Here is a 16737-nt window from a genome sequence, read left to right as displayed (position 1 = left end):
CAGAAAGAGTTTATTTTTTATGTTAATTCCCCATGCCAATCCATAATGAATTATTTTCTGTTAATTTTATTGAGTCACTTGCGATATTTAATGCTTCTTGCATAAGCAAGTCATTTTGTAAAACGATTTCATCGCCACTGTCACCTTCTTTCTCTTTCATATCTCTTGGATTTTCCCTTTCTTCTAATGACTTTGCATAATCTTTTGAAAGCAGCATGGGTTGTTTTTTTTCTTTGTTGTATTTTTCAATTTTAGCAATAATTTCTCGATATTTTGTATTTTTTAAAATTCGTTCTTGACTCGATACTTTTAATTTTCCAATCAATCCGGTTAAATTAAGTAATGGTCTAAAATTTTTAGCTGGTGGAATGCTATCAAGAGGCAATGCATAATCCAATTGATCTTCACCAATTTCATATGCATCAAGCATATCAGGAATAATTATATCAGATTGTACTCCGATTATTTGGTTACTTTTTCCGCTCGGGCGGTAAAATTTGCTCTGTGTTACTTTAAGAGCTCCATCGCTTCTTCGTCCTTGGCTTCCAGGAATTTCTTGTACAACTTGCACGCTTGCTTTACCGTAGGTGCTTTTATTTCCAACAATAATTCCACGAGAAAAGTCTTGAATAGCCCCTGCAAATATTTCTGAAGCGGATGCGCTGTATTTATTAATGAGGACAATCAGTGGTCCCTTATAAAGCCAACTTGCTTCACTGATCTGTTGTTTCTTTATGACTTGATTGCGGTCCAATGTTTGCACAGCTGTTCCACTTGGTACAAATAAGCCAGTTAGACGAATACTTTCTGGAAAATCTCCTCCTCCATTGTTGCGCAAATCGATCAGAATTCCGTCAACGCCTTTTGCAAGAAGTTTTTTTAATCCTTGTTCAACATCGTAACTTACACCATGGCATTGAGAAAATATTTTAACTTTGCATTTAAGATCTGTATAAAATGTAGATATTTTAATCACACCTATTTTTTTATTTCCATTTTCAACAACTTTTGTTTTTACTTCATCATCTTTTAAATCTATTTCATCTCGTACAAGTACAATATTTAATCTTTCATTCCCCTTTTGTGTTTTTCTTAAAACAACCAGACGAACGCTGGTCCCTTTATTTCCTCGAACTAAATTAACAGTTTGTTCAACATCTAGATCACTTAAATCTTTAAGACCCGTGCCATTGCCTGGATCAATTGCAATGATTCTATCTTTTGCTTTGAGTCTTCCATCTTTCTGTGCAACCCCTCCTTGAACAAGTGATTTCACAACAATATATCCATCTTTTTCTTGCAATTGTGCACCAATTCCTTCAAGTTTATTGCTGATATGAATTACAAATGAATCGTGATCCGCCGGTAGCATATGTGCTGAATGAGGATCCATTGCAAGTGCAATACTATTTAAAAGTAAAGAATAAATTTTATCATCATCGAAATCTTTGTATTTTTTTTCTAATTTTAAATAACTCTTTAAAAGTCTTTCCCGAATTTTAGCACCGTCATCTTCAAAATTTTCTGAAGATAAATATTGGATTTTAATTCTTTTTTTCATCCTTTCATCAGCTTCACTTGTACTTGCACTCCAATCTATTTTTCCACTTGGGATATATTCAGGTTTGGAGAAGTCGAGCGGTTTAGCTAAAAAAAACCTTGCTTTTTCAATTCGTTCACCGACTCTTTTCAAAAAAAGACTATATATTTCGAAAAGAAAATCACAATTATTATTTTCAATTTTTTTATTTATCGAGTTTTCAAGATGAGAAAAGGATTTTATATCTGATTTTGTAAAATATACTTTCGATGGGTCCATTAAATCAAATATTTTTTTAAATGTTTTCTTTGACAAATCTTCATTAAACTCAGTATAAAAAAAATGGAGATCGAGCATTGCATTCACTCGTAATTTGACTTCTCTGCATGAAAGTACAGATGCAATTATTCTTGCATTTTTCGAATTGTCTCCGTAAGCTATTTTTGGAGCAATTGACTCCCAAGCAAGGCAACAAAGTAAAAATGCGAGGAACGTTTTTGCAACTATACGCATATTTAGTTTCCTGTGTTTAAGAGACAAGTTGTATTGTTTATTGTCAATTTTTGTTAATCATTAGTCAATTTGTTTGTTTGTGAGATTTTATGACGACAGCCCGCAGTCCAAGAGATTCTTTGCCAAAGAGAGCTCATTTACATCAAGTGTTTGAGTCCTATCTCAATCAGCTCGGCTTGCGCCAAACAAGACAGCGGAGAATTATTCTCGATGCTGTTCTTGCTTCAGGTCGCCACGTCGATGCAGAAACCATCGCAAATGAAGTGAAAAAGACGGATAGTTCAATCGGACTAGCTACTGTATATCGTACTCTTAAAATGATGACCGATTCACAAATTTTGGTTGAGCGGCATTTTGGGGGGGATAGAGCGAGTTTTGAATTTGCCGATCAAGGAGATGAGCACCATGACCATCTTATCTGCAAACAGTGTGGAGAAATAGTCGAATTCTATGACGCAGATCTTGAAAAGCGACAAGAAGAGGTTGCAAAAAATTTAGGCTATAAATTAATCCATCATAAAATGGAGCTTTTTGCGGAATGTTTAGGCTTAGACAAGTGTGAACGTAAAAATTCAAAATAGTCAATTGATCTTTATCCATCCTAGTTCTATTTTCTCCGAGACCTTTTAAAGGGGGAATTAAAATGATTGCGTTTTAATTTCCCAAACTTTTTTTAGAGAAAGAAATCGGATATGAAGATAAAGTCAAAGGCGAAACTCATTTGGACAGTGACTAACAACGGTTGTGAAAAATTAGGAATTGATCACATAGCTTCCACAATTGTAAAAAATAAATTAAATGCTGTCAGGATGACATATTCTAGCCTTGCATATCCAAATATTTTCAAATTACGTGAAAAAATTACCAAATTACTTGCGAATGAAGACAAACAGCCAGCTGACGGAAAAGTTCCATTTTTATTAAGTTTTGTTGGAAGACGTGCTCTTTTGTCAGTACCTAATGGAGAAATCACTCTTGAGAACGGTGTAGAAGTCGAAATTTCATTTCTAGTTGATTTCTCGGCATGTGCTTCTATGTCAACAGAAAGCAATGCTCAATCTAAACAATTCGAAGTGCGAGTTTCCTCAGAAGATCAGCTATCAACTTTAAAAATAGGCTCAATTATAAATATTTCTTATGGTTCTGTAGAATTGCAGATAGTAGAAATCAAAAATAAATCAACAACTGAATTGACTGCGCGTTGTATAGTTGAAAATGGTGGCACTCTCATTTCTGGTGTCGATGTTCACTCACAAGATATGTCGCGCGATCTTTTTCCATTATTAACTGATGATGAAAAGACTTTAAAAGCGGGTTTTTCGTATTTAGCGGATTTTGTCATTGTTGATGGAATTAAGTCAGAACAAGAACTATTTGCAATCAAAGCAGGTATATTAGGAGAAAATGCCCCTTTCTCTGAAAGACATCCAAGCATTCCAATCAATAAAGACGTGCTTGAAACTGAAGCATTATTGCCGCCACGTTTTTTACTCAAAGTAGATTCCAAGCGTTCTTATGAACTTTTACCAATGTTACTTAAGCACGTTGATGGTGTCTTTTTAAGCCGTTCTGAGCTCGGAATTGATGAACATCCACATAATTTGCCAATTTTACAAAAAGACTTGGTGGATCGCTGCAATCGAATGTCAAAAACAATTATTATTGCTTCTGAACTTATGCACTCTATGCGGGTGAATGCGAACCCAACCCGTGCCGAAGTTTCTGACATGGCCAATGCAGCAGCAGATGGCTCCGATGCACTCGTTCTTTCCCATGAAGTGACCGAAGGACCCAATGCCGATCTCGTTGCAGAAGTTTCGTTAGAAACTCTCGTAAACTCAGAAGCATGGGTTGAAACAAAATGGCACTCATTCGAAATGGACAAAATTCCTAGCGATGATGACGCTGTGACTTATGGAGCTATTCGTATAGCCCAACAGGCAAATGTCCGTGCCATTGTCTGTTTCACTGAAGGTGGATACACCGCAATGAAGCTTTCATCTATGCGCACACCAACCGAAATCATTGCAATCACTTGTAACAAAAAAATCATGCGTCAATTGAATTTGTTACGTTCTGTCACAGGAATGGTGCTTGAGTCTCGTTCACAAGTTGAACGTATTTTAAATGAAACAAAAGATATCTTAGTCAACGCTTTTGGCTTTAAAAAAGGTGACAAATTTGTTTTTGTATCCTTAACTGCTTCCAGTGTATCCGAAAGAAATTCTAACTTATTTACGTTGCAAGAAATTGATTGATAGATGACTTTGACAGTCTTTTTTATTGTAAATCCCAATGCTAATTCAGGTAAGACTAGGTTAAATTGGGAAAAAAAAGTACTTCCACTTATTCACCTTATTTTTCAGAAAGTATCTTGGATTTATACTGAAAAAAAAGGTGATGCTTCATTTTATGCTTATTTTGTTAAGAAATGTGGTTATAAAACCGTTGTAGCTGTAGGTGGAGATGGTACTGTCAATGAAGTTGTGAATGGATTATTAGATAATCCTCTCGTGAATTTACAAGATTTTAAACATAAAATTCAAGGTGAATTTGTTGGGAATTATAATTCAGATAATTATATCCCGAGTTTAGCTTGTCTACCAATGGGAACAGGTAGTGATTTTGCTCGCACTCTCGGTATTCCTTATTGCTTAGAAACCTCGTTAAATATCATTAAAAGAAATAAATTTATTTCTTGTGATATTGGAAAAATTGAAAGCATATCTTCGCAAGAAAAAAAATTGTTTCGTTATTTTATTAATATTGGCAGTGTTGGTGCAAGTGCAGAAGTTGTTCAAAGAGTAAATCAATCACCAAAAAAATTCGGAAAAAATGGTTCCTATATATTTGCTGCAATAAAAACTTTACTTAAAGACAATCATTTCGTTGCTGAAATTGCTTATGATAATGAGCTTCCATTTCCTCTAGATCTCCGCGTTCTTTTTATTTGCAACGGTCGATATTGTGGTGGTGGTATGGAGGTTTCTCCAAACTCAAAGTTAACAAGTGGTTTTTTTCAAATTATACAAATAAAAAATATAAATAAAATAAAATCCATTTATCTATTAAGTCATCTTTACAAAGGTAATTATAAAGGTCTTGAGAAATATATTTTTTTAAGAGAAGCTAGAAAAATAACAATATCTCCTATAGATAATAATATAATACCTATAGAATGTGATGGAGAACAGCCTTTTTTGGCACCAGTGGAATTTTCATTGTTATCAAAGAAAATAAATGTGATTATAGGAGAATAATTTAATTTGATTTTGTCTTCCCCATTTCACCAGCTATGCGTTTGTCTTCAATTCGTTTCAATTTATTTTGCACAGACAATTCTAAATTTATCTTTCTTGAATTACAATAATTGAGTAAAGCGATAAAAACATCTGCAGCTTCATCAGAAAGCTTTGCCATATCTATTTCTTTTGCTGGGTCTCTCCAAATCTTTTTTTCTAGATTTGCCAATTCTCCACATTCACCACAAAGTTCTAGCGAGAAAAAACTCGGACTGCGTTCTGCAAAAGCTGCATTTTGATATTTATCAAACTCGTTTTGGATTTCATAAAGACCTTTTGCGTTTGGCTCTAAAATTCTTTTCATTCAATTTTCTCCTTTATCAAACATCGCCAATATTTTACCTCACCTGACAGAGTTTCCTACTTTGGAATTTTCTTTTTTACAAATGGATCCGATTCTAAATATGAGAAGTACTATAAAAAGTTATTGCGAAAGTTGAACGATGCAGCGATTTTCTTGGCGTTTGTCCATTAAAAATAAACTTTGGATTCTATGCATAAGCAATATATTTGTAATTTTAATATATTGTATAGCAGTTATTCTAAGAAATTCAATTCAAAATCCATATCAAATTATATTATTTTCATTAATCGGTCTCATTTCATTGATTGCAGTTTTTTTAAGTCGCGTTTTTATCAATGAATTTGTGAATGGGATGTCCGAACTTTCTCTGCGAATGGAACAATTTTCAGAGAAGGGGAAAGAAAGTCTAGAGAATATCCGCAAAGATTTAACTGACTTTATCAAAACCTCAGGCTCTCAGCTCGACAATTTGAGAGAGAGTTCGAAGTTAATGGAAAATGTTTCCACTATGCTTGTAAGTACTACGAAAGACTCTGAATCTACTAAAGATTTGTCAGATAAAGTCACTCGGGATGTGAATGAAGGCAATGAAATAATGCAAAAAATGGTATCTTCAATGCTTATTATTGAAAAAACCCGTGATGGCCTAACTGAAATATCAAGCCTCATCAATAAAATAAGCGATGACACTTCGACAATACACACAATTGTCTCTACAACAGAGCTTTTATCCTTAAATGCATCTATTGAGGCTGCGCGTGCAGGGGTGGCAGGAAAAGGATTTTCAGTCGTCGCTGAAGAAGTTGGAAATTTAGCAAAACATAGTGGAATTGAAGCCAAAGAAATAGAAAATATTGTTGCTGTTAGTCAAAAACAGATTCTAGAGATCATAGAAGCAAATCAAGCCAGAGTTGATGTCGGTAAAGTTGCGAGCAATGATGCATTAAAACTCTTTTCTGAAATAAAAACAGAAATGTTTGGAATTTCAAGTCGATCAGAGAATATTCGTGCTGCTACCTGGGAGCAAAAAGTAGGAATCGATCAAGTCAATCAAGGTTCCGAAGAAATTCGCAATATTTTAAAGAAAAATATTAAAGACACAGTGAGTCTCATTAAAATATTTAAATCAAACGAAACTAATTTTAAAAATATCTTTGAAATAGCAATGACAATAGATGACTATTGGCTTGGGAAAGCTAAAAAAATAATAAAAGAAAAAAAGGTTAAAAAAACGACTGGAGATAATCCTGAAATTGCAGTTGATCTTGAAGTGAAAAAGGAAACAAAAAATTAAGAGGAATTATGGACAAAAAGATTTTACTGGACAATCAAAATAAATCAGGTTTTAAAGATAAGATAACTTTTTTATTAGCGATAACTAATTTTATTGTTGCTTTTATTACGCTTCTTTTTGTTTATTTTTTGGGCGACAGGAGTATTTTTTATTACCATGTTGTGGCAATTATTTCATTGATACTTTTTTTTCAATTAATTTTATCGCAAAAACTCAAAAAAAATCAACAAAGATCGTTTATTGTTGGGAGTCTTTTTCAAACATATATTCAAAAAAGTCACGAAATCAGTGATGAATTTGAATATCCAAGAAAGAATATTGAAAAATCATTTGATCATCAATTTGATTTGATAAATCAAACGGCTGCAGCTATTGCAGAAATTACGCAAATGATAGGGAGAACAAATGAGCAAATAAACGACTGCAAAGCAATAACTGAAACCACTGAGCGAAGAGTTGAAGCTGGTAGCGAAATTATGAAAAAATTGAGCTCTTCTATTGAAGTTATTAAAAACGCTTCAGAAGATATGGATAAAATGGTGCAAATAATCAGCCAAATCGGATTGAAGTCAGCCGTTATAGCAGATATCGTGGCTAAAACGGAATTGTTAGCGATGAATGCTTCAATTGAAGCCGCAAGGGCAGGTGAATATGGAAAAGGGTTTTCTGTCGTGTCAGAGGAAGTGGAAAGTTTAGCGCGGACAAGTGGGAAATCTGCAAAACAAATTAAAGATCTTTTAAATGAAAGCTCTATGAAAGTAACACAAATTATTCGCACAATGAATGAAAGAATTAAAGAAGGTGAAGTTGTTAGTTTACAGGCTTTCTCAGCATATGAGCATATAAAAGAAGGTGTGGCTGTTTTAAAAGAACAAGTACAAATTATCAATGAAGGCACTGCATTGCAGCAGGGAGTGATAAAAAATGCTTCTGAAATTTTAGCACAAGTTACAGAAGCCATTCATGCGAATAATAAAATATTAGCGAAAAGTGATATTTCTATCAAGCAATTAGTTGATGTGAATTTAATGCTATTTGAGCTTTCAGAAGAAATTCAGAGAGTCGTTTCAGGCCCAATGGCTGCTTTACGTATGAAAGAAAATAGAGCAAGTGAAGTTAAAAGAATATTGCAGCAATTGGGCTATTAAATATTATTGGACGTGTTCTTTTTTTTCTTTGACTTCAGTTAGTGGAATATCATCTGCAGATTCCATGGATTCAACGATTTTAACTGTGAAGTCATCTTCCATTTCAAAGCTATCCGCCATAAGTTCAAGAATTTTCTCTGTTGCTTGTTTACTTGTTTTAGCAGCAGTCTGGTCATAGCAAGAGATAATTTCAACTTGTGAACCATCTGGAGCAACACAAAATAAAGTATATTTTTTTCTAACAACGCCAGCAAAGAATCCAGTCATATAATCTCCTTTGAATAAGTAAAATTAAAACATTTAAACACGATTTTTATCTTCTTCTAGAACCACCAGAACCTCTTGAGCCAGAAAAGAAGCTCTTCTTTTTGGGAGAATCGTTATTAGAAAAACCGTCGTTTTTCTTTCGCGAAAAAAAGCCTTTTTTATTGGCATCATTTGCTGTTTCCGTTTTCTTAGAAAAGAATCCTTTTTTAGCAGGTTTATTGTAAGTGGACTCATACTTTTTATTTAGTTCTTCGGGTGTTTTGGCTGACACACCACCCGTTACGACTCCATTTGCTCCTGCTGAGCTAGCGGGCGGTGGAAGATAATATGCAGGTGCCATGCGTGGCTGCATAGCAGATGAGATAGCATTACCAACAAGTGCTCCCATTAAAAATGGAGCCCATGAGCTTCCACCAGATCCAGAATGAGAACCATTGCCGCCTTCACCAGAGCCGTTGACAATTTTAGGAGCAGCAGCAAGTTCAATTTTAAATCCTTGTGTCATTTCTAAAATAGGTTCACAGGAGCCATTTTCCTTACTGAAAGTCAAACGAGCAAAGTCAGAAGTTTCACCTTGAGGTTTAGAAATTTGTGCCATCTGAATATTTTCAACTTGCAAGGGATTTTTAATTTTCTCGCCACCCTTTGCATAAGTGTGGAAAATTGAGTATCTTCCTTTTTCTTCATTATAAGAAACAGATTGAACTTGCATGGATTCAAGCGGACAGGAAGCAGCTGATATCTGTGGAACTTTTGGAGGTGAATTGTCTGTACAACTGATTAAGACCACAGGAGTTGCTAAAATAAATGTTATAATGCGACGCATTTGATGTTCTCTTTCATGAAAATGAATAACAGTGAAAAATGAACTTAAGCCACTTGCTCTTTTTCATTTTGCGTATTTTACATCGATTACTATCAAAATGAAATTGAAATCATGAAAAATAATTAAGCATAATTTTGAGGAGGGGTTTCAAATGGCTTATTTTGAAGATCTTAAGTTTTTTTCTTATTTTGCAAAAGTGAGAAAAAACAAAATTCTTCTTTTTATCTTTTTACTTGTGGCTTTTCTTTGTAGTTATGTCATTTACTATTATCAATTAGATTGGATTAATTTTAATTGCACCCAAGGCAGAAATTCAAATTCATGTATTTATAAAGAACAAAGGCTTTACTTATTACCATTCTTAGGGTTTATAGCTTGTATATTTTTTTTATTTATAGACAAATTATTTAAATTAATTCGAATAATAAATGAAAAATTTGAAAGTTTGTCAAGGAGAACGAGTTGGGTAATCCTTATTTTTTATTCAATCGCTCTATCTGTTTTTTTATTTAATTGTAGATTTTCTTTTAATATTTTAGATCCGACACGTATTGAATGGGTAAGAAATATCGATAAAGATGTCATTCTTAATTATTTAAGCTGGCACATGTTTAGAGATTCTCCCTGGGATTTTCCTCTTGGTTTGATTCATACTATTAATTATCCGGATGGTATTTCCATTGCATATTCCGATCCAATTATTTTATTTGCCCTCATTTTTAAGGTTTTTAGTAAATATCTACCAGGTAATTTTCAATATATAGGAATTTGGTATTTTATAAGCTATATTTTGCAGGGAATTTTTGCAGCGTTGATTTTTAAAAATATCCAATGCAAATTAAAATTTAAACTACTAGCTGTGCCTTTTTTAATATTTTCAACTGTGCTTTTAAATAGGGTTGTTCATGTCAACCTCAATGCTCATTGGTTAATTCTTGCAAGCTTTTATCTATATTTCTCAAAAAATATAAGTGTAAAGTCAAAAGTAATATGGCATTCAATCATTGTTTTTCTCACAGGATGGCTTCATCCTTATCAGACTTTTATATTGATTGCGCTTCAGTTTGCCCTATTTCTAAAAATTTATTTAGACAATAGAAAGTTTATAAAATATTTATCATTTTTATTTTTATTCACTCTATTTCTTCTAGTTCTAACTTGGTATGTAATAGGTTATTTCCAATTAGGTGGAAGTTATTCAGGAACATCTCTATATCTATCTAATCTAAATACTTTTATAAATTCCTTTGGGCATTCAGCATTGTTATTACCTTTATCAGCAGGAGGGGGGGATTATGAGGGCTCCGCTTACTTGGGACTAGGTATAATAATGATTTTAACAGTTCTACTTTTTGAAAATTGGCCGAAAAATAAGCTTATTTTCACAAAGGAAAATAAACCATTATTATGGATAATAGGGATTTTAGCGATCATAGCAACAGGTTTTAATTTTAAGTTTGGCCATATCATTCTTATATATCTGCCTAGACCCTTGTTTATTGATCATCTTTTTGCAATATTTCGTTCCGTCGGGCGATTCATATGGCCAGCCTATTATTTTATAGTTATATTTACTTTATTGGCATTGATTTATCGTGAAAGGTCAATTTATAAAAAATATTTTCTATTTATTATAGCTCTTATGATTCAACTTGTTGATCTTTACCCGTCATATAAGCGATTGCCTCTTAATTATGTCCAAGATTTTACTATTAAACGAGATTTTTCTATTTGGGAAAAATTTATGGGCAAAGATAAAAATAAACTTATTTTCTATCCAAATCGTGATTATTTATATGAAGATTTCTGGTTATTGTCTAAGAAAAATAATTATTCAACGAATATTGGTTACTTTGCTCGAACGAATTCATCTCGAAGCATCGAAAATGACAAAAATACATATAATAATATCATGAGTGGTTATATACCTAAAGACACTGTTTATGTGGTATTTAAAAATGAGATGAAAATTTTTCAAACTAGTCCAAATAAAAACAACTTTAATTGTGAGATTATTCAGGAATTTTATGCGTGTAAATTGAAAGGCTAAAACTTTTATTTAGAAGTTATTTTAATTTACTGGAATTTTATTGCGAAAGTTATTAAAAAATCTAAGAAAGGTTTTCAATGTCAGCAATATATGATGTGAAATTTTTTTCTGTACTCGCAAAAATAAGAAGTAAAAAAGCTTTACTTTTACTGTATCTACTTGCATCAATTATTATTGGTTATGCAATTTATGTGAATCAAGTGTCTTGGTTGGATTTTAATTGCAATCATGGTCGTTATTCAAATTCCTGTATTTATAAAATACAGAGGCTTTATTTAGTACCAGTTTTAGGTATTATAGGTTGTATATTTTTTCTATTTATAGATAAAGTTTTGATATTTTTAATTATGTTAAATAAAAAATTAGAGAATTTATCGTTAAAAGTACATGCAAAAATACTTATTATTTATTCTCTTGTGCTTTCTATTTTTTTATTTGGATTTCGCTTTTCCTTTTATATATTAGATCCCAGACGTATTGAATGGATTAGTCATTTTGGCAGAGATTTAAGTCTTAATTTTTTAAGCTGGCATATATTTAGGGACTCTCCTTGGAGTTTTCCACTTGGTTATATTGAATCCATAAATTATCCGGATGGTATTTCAATTGCATATTCAGATCCAACGATGTTATTTTGCGTACTTTTTAAATTATTAAATCCTTTACTTCCAAGTTATTTTCAATATCTAGGCATTTGGTATTTTTTAAATTACGCTTTACAGGGTTTATTTGCAGCTTTGATATTTAAAAATATAAAATGCTCTCTAAAATTAAAACTCTTAGCAGTTCCATTTCTCATTTTTTCGACTGTTTTGTTGGATCGTGTCTCACATTTAACACTCAATGCCCACTGGCTTATTTTAGCAAGTTTTTATCTTTATTTATCCAGTGAAATGAGCAACAAGAAAAAAATAATATGGCATTCTATTATCGTCTATATAACGGTTTGGTTACATCCGTATCTAACGTTTATGTTATTTTCGCTTTTTTCAGCTCTTATTTTGAAAATCTATTTTACAGATAAAAAGCAATTCAAATTTTTATCATTCTTGTTTACTTTCACTTTTATATCTGTCTTCATTTCATGGTATATCATTGGATATTTTCATCTCGGACATATAGTGGATGATCTCAATTTATCTTATCGCTCAAATCTTAATACCTTTATAAACTCAATGGGGAAATATGCATTATTAAACCCTTTACCTTCTACAGGAGGTGATTATGAGGGTTCGGCATATTTAGGGTTAGGCCTTCTAATGATTTTAGTTGTTTTACTCTTTGAAAAATGGCCAAAGCAGAAATATATTTTTAATAAGGAAAATAAATATCTGCTTTGGATCATAGTTATTCTTACCTTATTAGCTACAGGATTGAATTTTAAATTTGGAAATATTACAATATTAAATATTTCAAAAACATTTTTAATTGATTATATTTTTATAGTCTATCGATCAATGGGGCGATTTATTTGGCCAGTTTATTATTTTATTATTATATTTAGTTTATTGTCACTAATCTTTCGTGAAAGATCGATCTATAAAAAATATATACTATTTATTATTGCGCTCATAATTCAACTTATTGATCTTTATCCTTTATATAAACCAGTAGCACTTAATCTTGCAAATGGATTTTCAGTTAAGCGAGATTTTTCACCCTGGGTAAAATTTATGGGCGCAGATAAAAATAAACTTATTTTTTATCCAAATCAAGAATATTTTTATGAAGATTTCTGGTTATTGTCTAAGGAATATAAATATTCAACAAATATTGGTTATTTTGCAAGAATAGATTTACATAAATTTAAAGAAAATGAAAAGAATGTTTATAAAAATATTGTAGGTGGATATATTCCAAGAGATACTGTTTATGTTGTCTTAAAAAATGAGATGAAACTTTTTCCGACCGATCAGAAAAATAAGAATTTAGAGTGTGAAATAATACAGGAATTTTATGCATGTAAGAATAAAAACTAAGAATAAAAAATTCTTGTTTTAAATAAAAAAAAGCTCTAAAATAAAGAGCTTTTTTTATTTAAAACTTTATAACTAAGTTAAATACTGCTCAAAGCAATTTTTCTCACTTCCAGATAAGCAGTGTGTGCCGCTTTTAAAGCTGCTTTTTCATCGGACGAGAGGTCGATTTCAAAAACCTTTTCAGCACCTTTATTTGTTAATTTAACCGGAACACATAGGCATGCACCTTCAGAAATATCGTATTCACCTTTGAGTTCTACTGAACAAGGTAAAATGCGTCCTTGATTGAGAACGATACTTTCAACCATTGCTGTCACACCAAAACCAGGAGCTACCCATGCGGAAGTGCCAATAAGTTCAGTAAGTTCAGCTCCTCCGCGTTTGGTTCTGCTGACGACATCAGCAATTTGTTCTGCTTTTAGCAATTTATTGAGTGGTACGCCGCCCACAGTAGCTGTACTTGTGATAGGAACCATATCTTTATCAGTGTGTGCGCCTAAAACTATTGCAGAAACATCTTTTATATGAACATTTAATGCACGAGCAATATTTGAGCGAAAGCGAGAAGAATCAAGAACTCCTGACATTCCTATCACTCTTTCTCTTGGGAAACCTGTTACTTTTTGTGCCACTGTGAGCATAGCATCGAGAGGATTTGAAACAATAATTACGATGGAATTTGGAGCATATTGTTTTACATTTTCACAGACAGTTTTTACAATGCCAGCATTAATACCAACAAGCTCTTCACGAGTTTGTCCAGGTTTACGTGGAACACCTGCTGTGATGACGACTATGTCCGAGTCTTGCATATGAGAAGAGTCGTCTGTTGAAGTAAAGCTAGCATTGAAGCCCGCAAATGCTCCTCCTTGTGAAAGATCCAAAGCACGTCCTTGCGCAACATTTGGTTTTAAGTCAATGAGAACGAGATCCCCAAGCTCTTTTTGTGCACACCATTGAACAACGGATGCTCCCACATTTCCACCGGCACCCACAACTGTAATTTTTGGTCTCTTAAGCATTTTTTAGCTCCTTGTTAAAGAAACAGGCAATTCGTAAGTTAACTCGTTTGGCATAATGCTCGCTTTTTTTAATCAAAACAAGCAGCGCATAAATTTTTAACTCTTTTTAACAGCTTTGAAAAGTCGTGTTGCGCCAGTGAGCCAGCATTTTTGCTCAATTTCTATAAAACCCATTTCTTTAAGAGTATTTTTAAATTCATCTCCATCAGGCATAGTTGATACACTATTTGGCAGATATTCATAAGCAGATTTATCTGAGAAAAGACCTGCAATTTTAGGCAATATTTTTTTAAAATAAAAATCAAATAACTTAGACATAAATGTATTTTTAGATGGAAAAAATTCGAGAATAAATAAAGTACCAGATGGTTTTAAAATTCTATGAAACTCTTGCAATGCTTTTTCTCTTTGATCGACATTTCTAAAACCAAAAGAAATGGTAACAGCATCCGCAGAGTTAGAATTTACCGGAATGCTTTCAGCTGAAGCTTGGATAAAATGTATATGTGAGAATTTTGCTTTCCCTCTTGCCTTTGCCTGCTCTAGCATTCCGTTTGAAATATCAAAACCAGTAAGATTGGTATAATCATTTCTAAGAATTGCTGTGGAAAATAATACATCGCCAGTTCCGCAGGCAATATCATATAAAGTTCCTGATTTATTTTCTACTTTAGGGAGTTTTTTAATCATATAATTCCGCCACCGGATGTCTTGACCAGCGGAAAGTAGACGATTTAGAAAATCATATTTCCTAGATATTTTATCGAACATTTTTTGAACTTGAAGGGATTTATCGCTTAAAATCATGGATTGATTGTTTTCATTTTCAACTTTCATAATTAACCTCAAAAAATATTTATTTAAAATTTAATTCAGAAAAAATATATTCAGCATTTATTATGCCTAGCGGCGAAAATCCATTTTGCATTTTCATGTTAGAATTTTTTAAAAGAAGATTCTGACTGGCAATACTGAATGAAATTAATTTTGCAGCTTCGGCAAACAATTGATTTATATATCCCATAGCCTCGCGAAAAAGTCTTCCACTTTCTGAGCTTGGTACGACACCTTCTCCCACTTCGTTCGAAACTACAAGTACAGGAAGGTTTAAATTTTGTATTTCTTTTAAAAGATGGATCGACTCTGTTTCTAAATGTTTTAACAATTGAATTTGAGAATAACTTTGGAAATTTTTGCTCAATTTCCAACCCATCCAGAGGGTCAAACAATCCATTATTAATACTTCTGGATTTTCTTGTTTACAAATAGTTGCTACATCATCAATTTCCATTGGATATTCAATAGTCAACCAATGGCTTGGTCTTCTCTCTTTGTGGCGAAGAATGCGGTTTTCCCACTCAGGTGAGTTTTCAATTTGTCCACCTGTTGCATAGTAAGCAACAGATCGCCAATGGGCAGCACAGTTTTCAGCGAATTGACTTTTGCCAGAATGGGCTCCGCCTAATAGAAGAGCAATAGTTGATTGATTATTTTCCATTTTCAATCCTTTTGCTAGAAAGAAAGGATAAAAGCGATTGGCCAAAATTTGCTAAATTTTTAACTGATATTATTTCTTCTGTATCTTTCATTGTGTGCCATTCTTTTAAATTTGTCCAATCAATAATATGGAGATAAGGAATATTTAGATCTTTAAAAGGAATATGATCATCTTCCATTGAAAGCCAAGATTTTTTTATATCAATATTTTTGGCTGTTAGAATAAATTTTTCTGCATAAGTATTATCAGAACCATTGGACATAAAAAGTTTTTGATTTTTATGTCCAATCATATCAAGAACAATTGTTAAATTGATGGGCTTATTTTCAAATAACTTTATATTATTTTTTGTTTGCACATATTGTTTTACAAACTCTCTTGATCCATATAGGTTATCTTGTATTCCTAAAATATAATTTCCTTCATCCCAATTTGGTAAAAATGCTTCTTCTCCATCAAAAAAAACGAGTGTTATAGAGCAACGTCCTAGAGTTCCTGATTTAAAGTTTTCTTTTTTAAGCATGCGAGCAAACTCTAACATTAAAACGGTCGAAGAACCTCCGTCATTTGCACCAATAAATTTAAAATCTCTAAAAAATTTTGTGTCATAATGGCCACCAATTATAATAGAACAATTTTCTTTACCGTTTAATGTTGCAATAATATTATATCCATCAACAAGTTTTAATTCTTTGTCATTTTTATTTTTTCCACCGAAACGTAAAGATTCTAGATTTGGTGCGTTTACCTTAAACCTCTGTTTTGTTGTTTTCCATCCAAGTTTTTTAAGAGTGAGCTCTAAACTTTGAGCAATTTTAGTTTGATTTTCACTTCCCATAGGGTGTGGATTTAAAGTATACCAAGCAAGCGACTTACTCATATTGTCTTCTGAGAATTGAGTCGAGTTTTGATAAGTTAGGGGTTGAGCTTTGGCAATTGCTCCTCCGAACGGAACCATCCATAATATTACCCAAAACAACGAGGTTTTTTTCAC

The 16737-nt window shown here is 32.6% G+C and carries 15 protein-coding genes; 7 read left to right on the top strand and 8 right to left on the bottom strand.

What is annotated here, in order from left to right; genetic code table 11:
* Positions 1-22: 22 nt before the first annotated feature.
* Positions 23-2053: a carboxy terminal-processing peptidase gene (locus tag H7355_RS14640; RefSeq protein WP_186649196.1), complete on the bottom strand. Its 2031-nt coding sequence runs from the start codon at positions 2051-2053 to the stop codon at positions 23-25.
* A gap of 89 nt (positions 2054-2142) precedes the next feature.
* Between H7355_RS14640 and H7355_RS14635 the strand changes: the two genes are divergently transcribed.
* The 3 genes from H7355_RS14635 (at position 2143) to H7355_RS14625 (ending at position 5313) form a co-directional block, all read left to right on the top strand.
* The gene (locus H7355_RS14635; protein ID WP_130607269.1) at positions 2143-2634 is read left to right on the top strand and encodes a Fur family transcriptional regulator; all 492 of its coding nucleotides are present in this window, start codon (positions 2143-2145) and stop codon (positions 2632-2634) included.
* 111 nt (positions 2635-2745) lie between these two features.
* Positions 2746-4311, top strand: a complete 1566-nt coding sequence (locus H7355_RS14630; protein WP_186649192.1) for a pyruvate kinase — start codon at positions 2746-2748, stop codon at positions 4309-4311.
* A 3-nt stretch (positions 4312-4314) separates the two neighbouring features.
* Entirely contained in the window at positions 4315-5313 is a 999-nt protein-coding gene (locus H7355_RS14625) for a diacylglycerol/lipid kinase family protein (protein WP_186649189.1), read from the top strand.
* 1 nt (position 5314) lies between these two features.
* Here H7355_RS14625 and H7355_RS14620 read toward each other — a convergent pair whose 3' ends face one another.
* Positions 5315-5659 (bottom strand): MazG-like family protein, encoded by a 345-nt coding sequence (locus H7355_RS14620; RefSeq protein WP_186649174.1) that lies wholly within the window; start codon positions 5657-5659, stop codon positions 5315-5317.
* A 139-nt stretch (positions 5660-5798) separates the two neighbouring features.
* On the opposite strand from H7355_RS14620, the gene H7355_RS14615 reads away from it, so the two are divergent.
* Together H7355_RS14615 and H7355_RS14610 are read left to right on the top strand one after the other, a co-directional pair.
* The gene (locus tag H7355_RS14615) at positions 5799-6953 is read left to right on the top strand and encodes a methyl-accepting chemotaxis protein (RefSeq protein ID WP_186649171.1); all 1155 of its coding nucleotides are present in this window, start codon (positions 5799-5801) and stop codon (positions 6951-6953) included.
* 8 nt (positions 6954-6961) lie between these two features.
* A complete protein-coding gene (locus H7355_RS14610) occupies positions 6962-8101 on the top strand; it encodes a methyl-accepting chemotaxis protein (RefSeq protein ID WP_186649168.1) in 1140 nt (379 codons plus the stop codon).
* Positions 8102-8104: 3 nt separating this feature from the next.
* Here H7355_RS14610 and H7355_RS14605 read toward each other — a convergent pair whose 3' ends face one another.
* Complete coding sequence (locus H7355_RS14605; RefSeq protein WP_186649166.1) at positions 8105-8368, bottom strand: hypothetical protein; 264 nt, start codon at positions 8366-8368, stop codon at positions 8105-8107.
* Between the two features lie 46 nt (positions 8369-8414).
* Complete coding sequence (locus tag H7355_RS14600; RefSeq protein ID WP_186649162.1) at positions 8415-9194, bottom strand: hypothetical protein; 780 nt, start codon at positions 9192-9194, stop codon at positions 8415-8417.
* A 151-nt stretch (positions 9195-9345) separates the two neighbouring features.
* On the opposite strand from H7355_RS14600, the gene H7355_RS14595 reads away from it, so the two are divergent.
* Positions 9346-11244, top strand: a complete 1899-nt coding sequence (locus H7355_RS14595; protein ID WP_186649159.1) for a DUF6311 domain-containing protein — start codon at positions 9346-9348, stop codon at positions 11242-11244.
* 77 nt (positions 11245-11321) lie between these two features.
* Positions 11322-13223 (top strand): DUF6311 domain-containing protein, encoded by a 1902-nt coding sequence (locus tag H7355_RS14590; RefSeq protein WP_186649156.1) that lies wholly within the window; start codon positions 11322-11324, stop codon positions 13221-13223.
* Positions 13224-13300: 77 nt separating this feature from the next.
* On the opposite strand, the gene H7355_RS14585 is transcribed toward H7355_RS14590, so the two are convergent.
* The 4 genes from H7355_RS14585 to H7355_RS14570 all read right to left on the bottom strand — a co-directional run bounded on the left by H7355_RS14585 (position 13301) and on the right by H7355_RS14570 (position 16737).
* Positions 13301-14245, bottom strand: coding sequence for a malate dehydrogenase (locus tag H7355_RS14585; RefSeq protein WP_186649153.1), 945 nt, complete (start codon positions 14243-14245; stop codon positions 13301-13303).
* A gap of 96 nt (positions 14246-14341) precedes the next feature.
* Positions 14342-15082, bottom strand: coding sequence for a bifunctional demethylmenaquinone methyltransferase/2-methoxy-6-polyprenyl-1,4-benzoquinol methylase UbiE (ubiE, locus tag H7355_RS14580; protein ID WP_186649151.1), 741 nt, complete (start codon positions 15080-15082; stop codon positions 14342-14344).
* A gap of 19 nt (positions 15083-15101) precedes the next feature.
* Complete coding sequence (locus tag H7355_RS14575; protein ID WP_186649148.1) at positions 15102-15743, bottom strand: bifunctional adenosylcobinamide kinase/adenosylcobinamide-phosphate guanylyltransferase; 642 nt, start codon at positions 15741-15743, stop codon at positions 15102-15104.
* Positions 15733-16737 carry a M28 family peptidase gene (locus H7355_RS14570; protein WP_186649146.1) on the bottom strand — a complete coding sequence of 335 codons (1005 nt, stop codon included), beginning with the start codon at positions 16735-16737 and terminating at the stop codon, positions 15733-15735. Before H7355_RS14570 ends, H7355_RS14575 begins: the two co-directional genes overlap by 11 nt.

This window comes from Fluviispira vulneris (genome assembly GCF_014281055.1).
GTDB lineage: Bacteria > Bdellovibrionota_B > Oligoflexia > Silvanigrellales > Silvanigrellaceae > Silvanigrella > Silvanigrella vulneris.
The sequence above is the reverse complement of the archived record's forward strand: the minus strand, read 5'-3'. Positions and strand labels throughout refer to the sequence as shown.

Coding starts and splice junctions, on each gene's coding strand:
- H7355_RS14640 (WP_186649196.1), bottom strand. CDS start 2,053: ATGCGTATAGTTGCAAAAACGTTCCTCGCATTTTTACTTTGTTGCCTT.
- H7355_RS14635 (WP_130607269.1), top strand. CDS start 2,143: ATGACGACAGCCCGCAGTCCAAGAGATTCTTTGCCAAAGAGAGCTCAT.
- H7355_RS14630 (WP_186649192.1), top strand. CDS start 2,746: ATGAAGATAAAGTCAAAGGCGAAACTCATTTGGACAGTGACTAACAAC.
- H7355_RS14625 (WP_186649189.1), top strand. CDS start 4,315: ATGACTTTGACAGTCTTTTTTATTGTAAATCCCAATGCTAATTCAGGT.
- H7355_RS14620 (WP_186649174.1), bottom strand. CDS start 5,659: ATGAAAAGAATTTTAGAGCCAAACGCAAAAGGTCTTTATGAAATCCAA.
- H7355_RS14615 (WP_186649171.1), top strand. CDS start 5,799: ATGCAGCGATTTTCTTGGCGTTTGTCCATTAAAAATAAACTTTGGATT.
- H7355_RS14610 (WP_186649168.1), top strand. CDS start 6,962: ATGGACAAAAAGATTTTACTGGACAATCAAAATAAATCAGGTTTTAAA.
- H7355_RS14605 (WP_186649166.1), bottom strand. CDS start 8,368: ATGACTGGATTCTTTGCTGGCGTTGTTAGAAAAAAATATACTTTATTT.
- H7355_RS14600 (WP_186649162.1), bottom strand. CDS start 9,194: ATGCGTCGCATTATAACATTTATTTTAGCAACTCCTGTGGTCTTAATC.
- H7355_RS14595 (WP_186649159.1), top strand. CDS start 9,346: ATGGCTTATTTTGAAGATCTTAAGTTTTTTTCTTATTTTGCAAAAGTG.
- H7355_RS14590 (WP_186649156.1), top strand. CDS start 11,322: ATGTCAGCAATATATGATGTGAAATTTTTTTCTGTACTCGCAAAAATA.
- H7355_RS14585 (WP_186649153.1), bottom strand. CDS start 14,245: ATGCTTAAGAGACCAAAAATTACAGTTGTGGGTGCCGGTGGAAATGTG.
- ubiE (WP_186649151.1), bottom strand. CDS start 15,082: ATGAAAGTTGAAAATGAAAACAATCAATCCATGATTTTAAGCGATAAA.
- H7355_RS14575 (WP_186649148.1), bottom strand. CDS start 15,743: ATGGAAAATAATCAATCAACTATTGCTCTTCTATTAGGCGGAGCCCAT.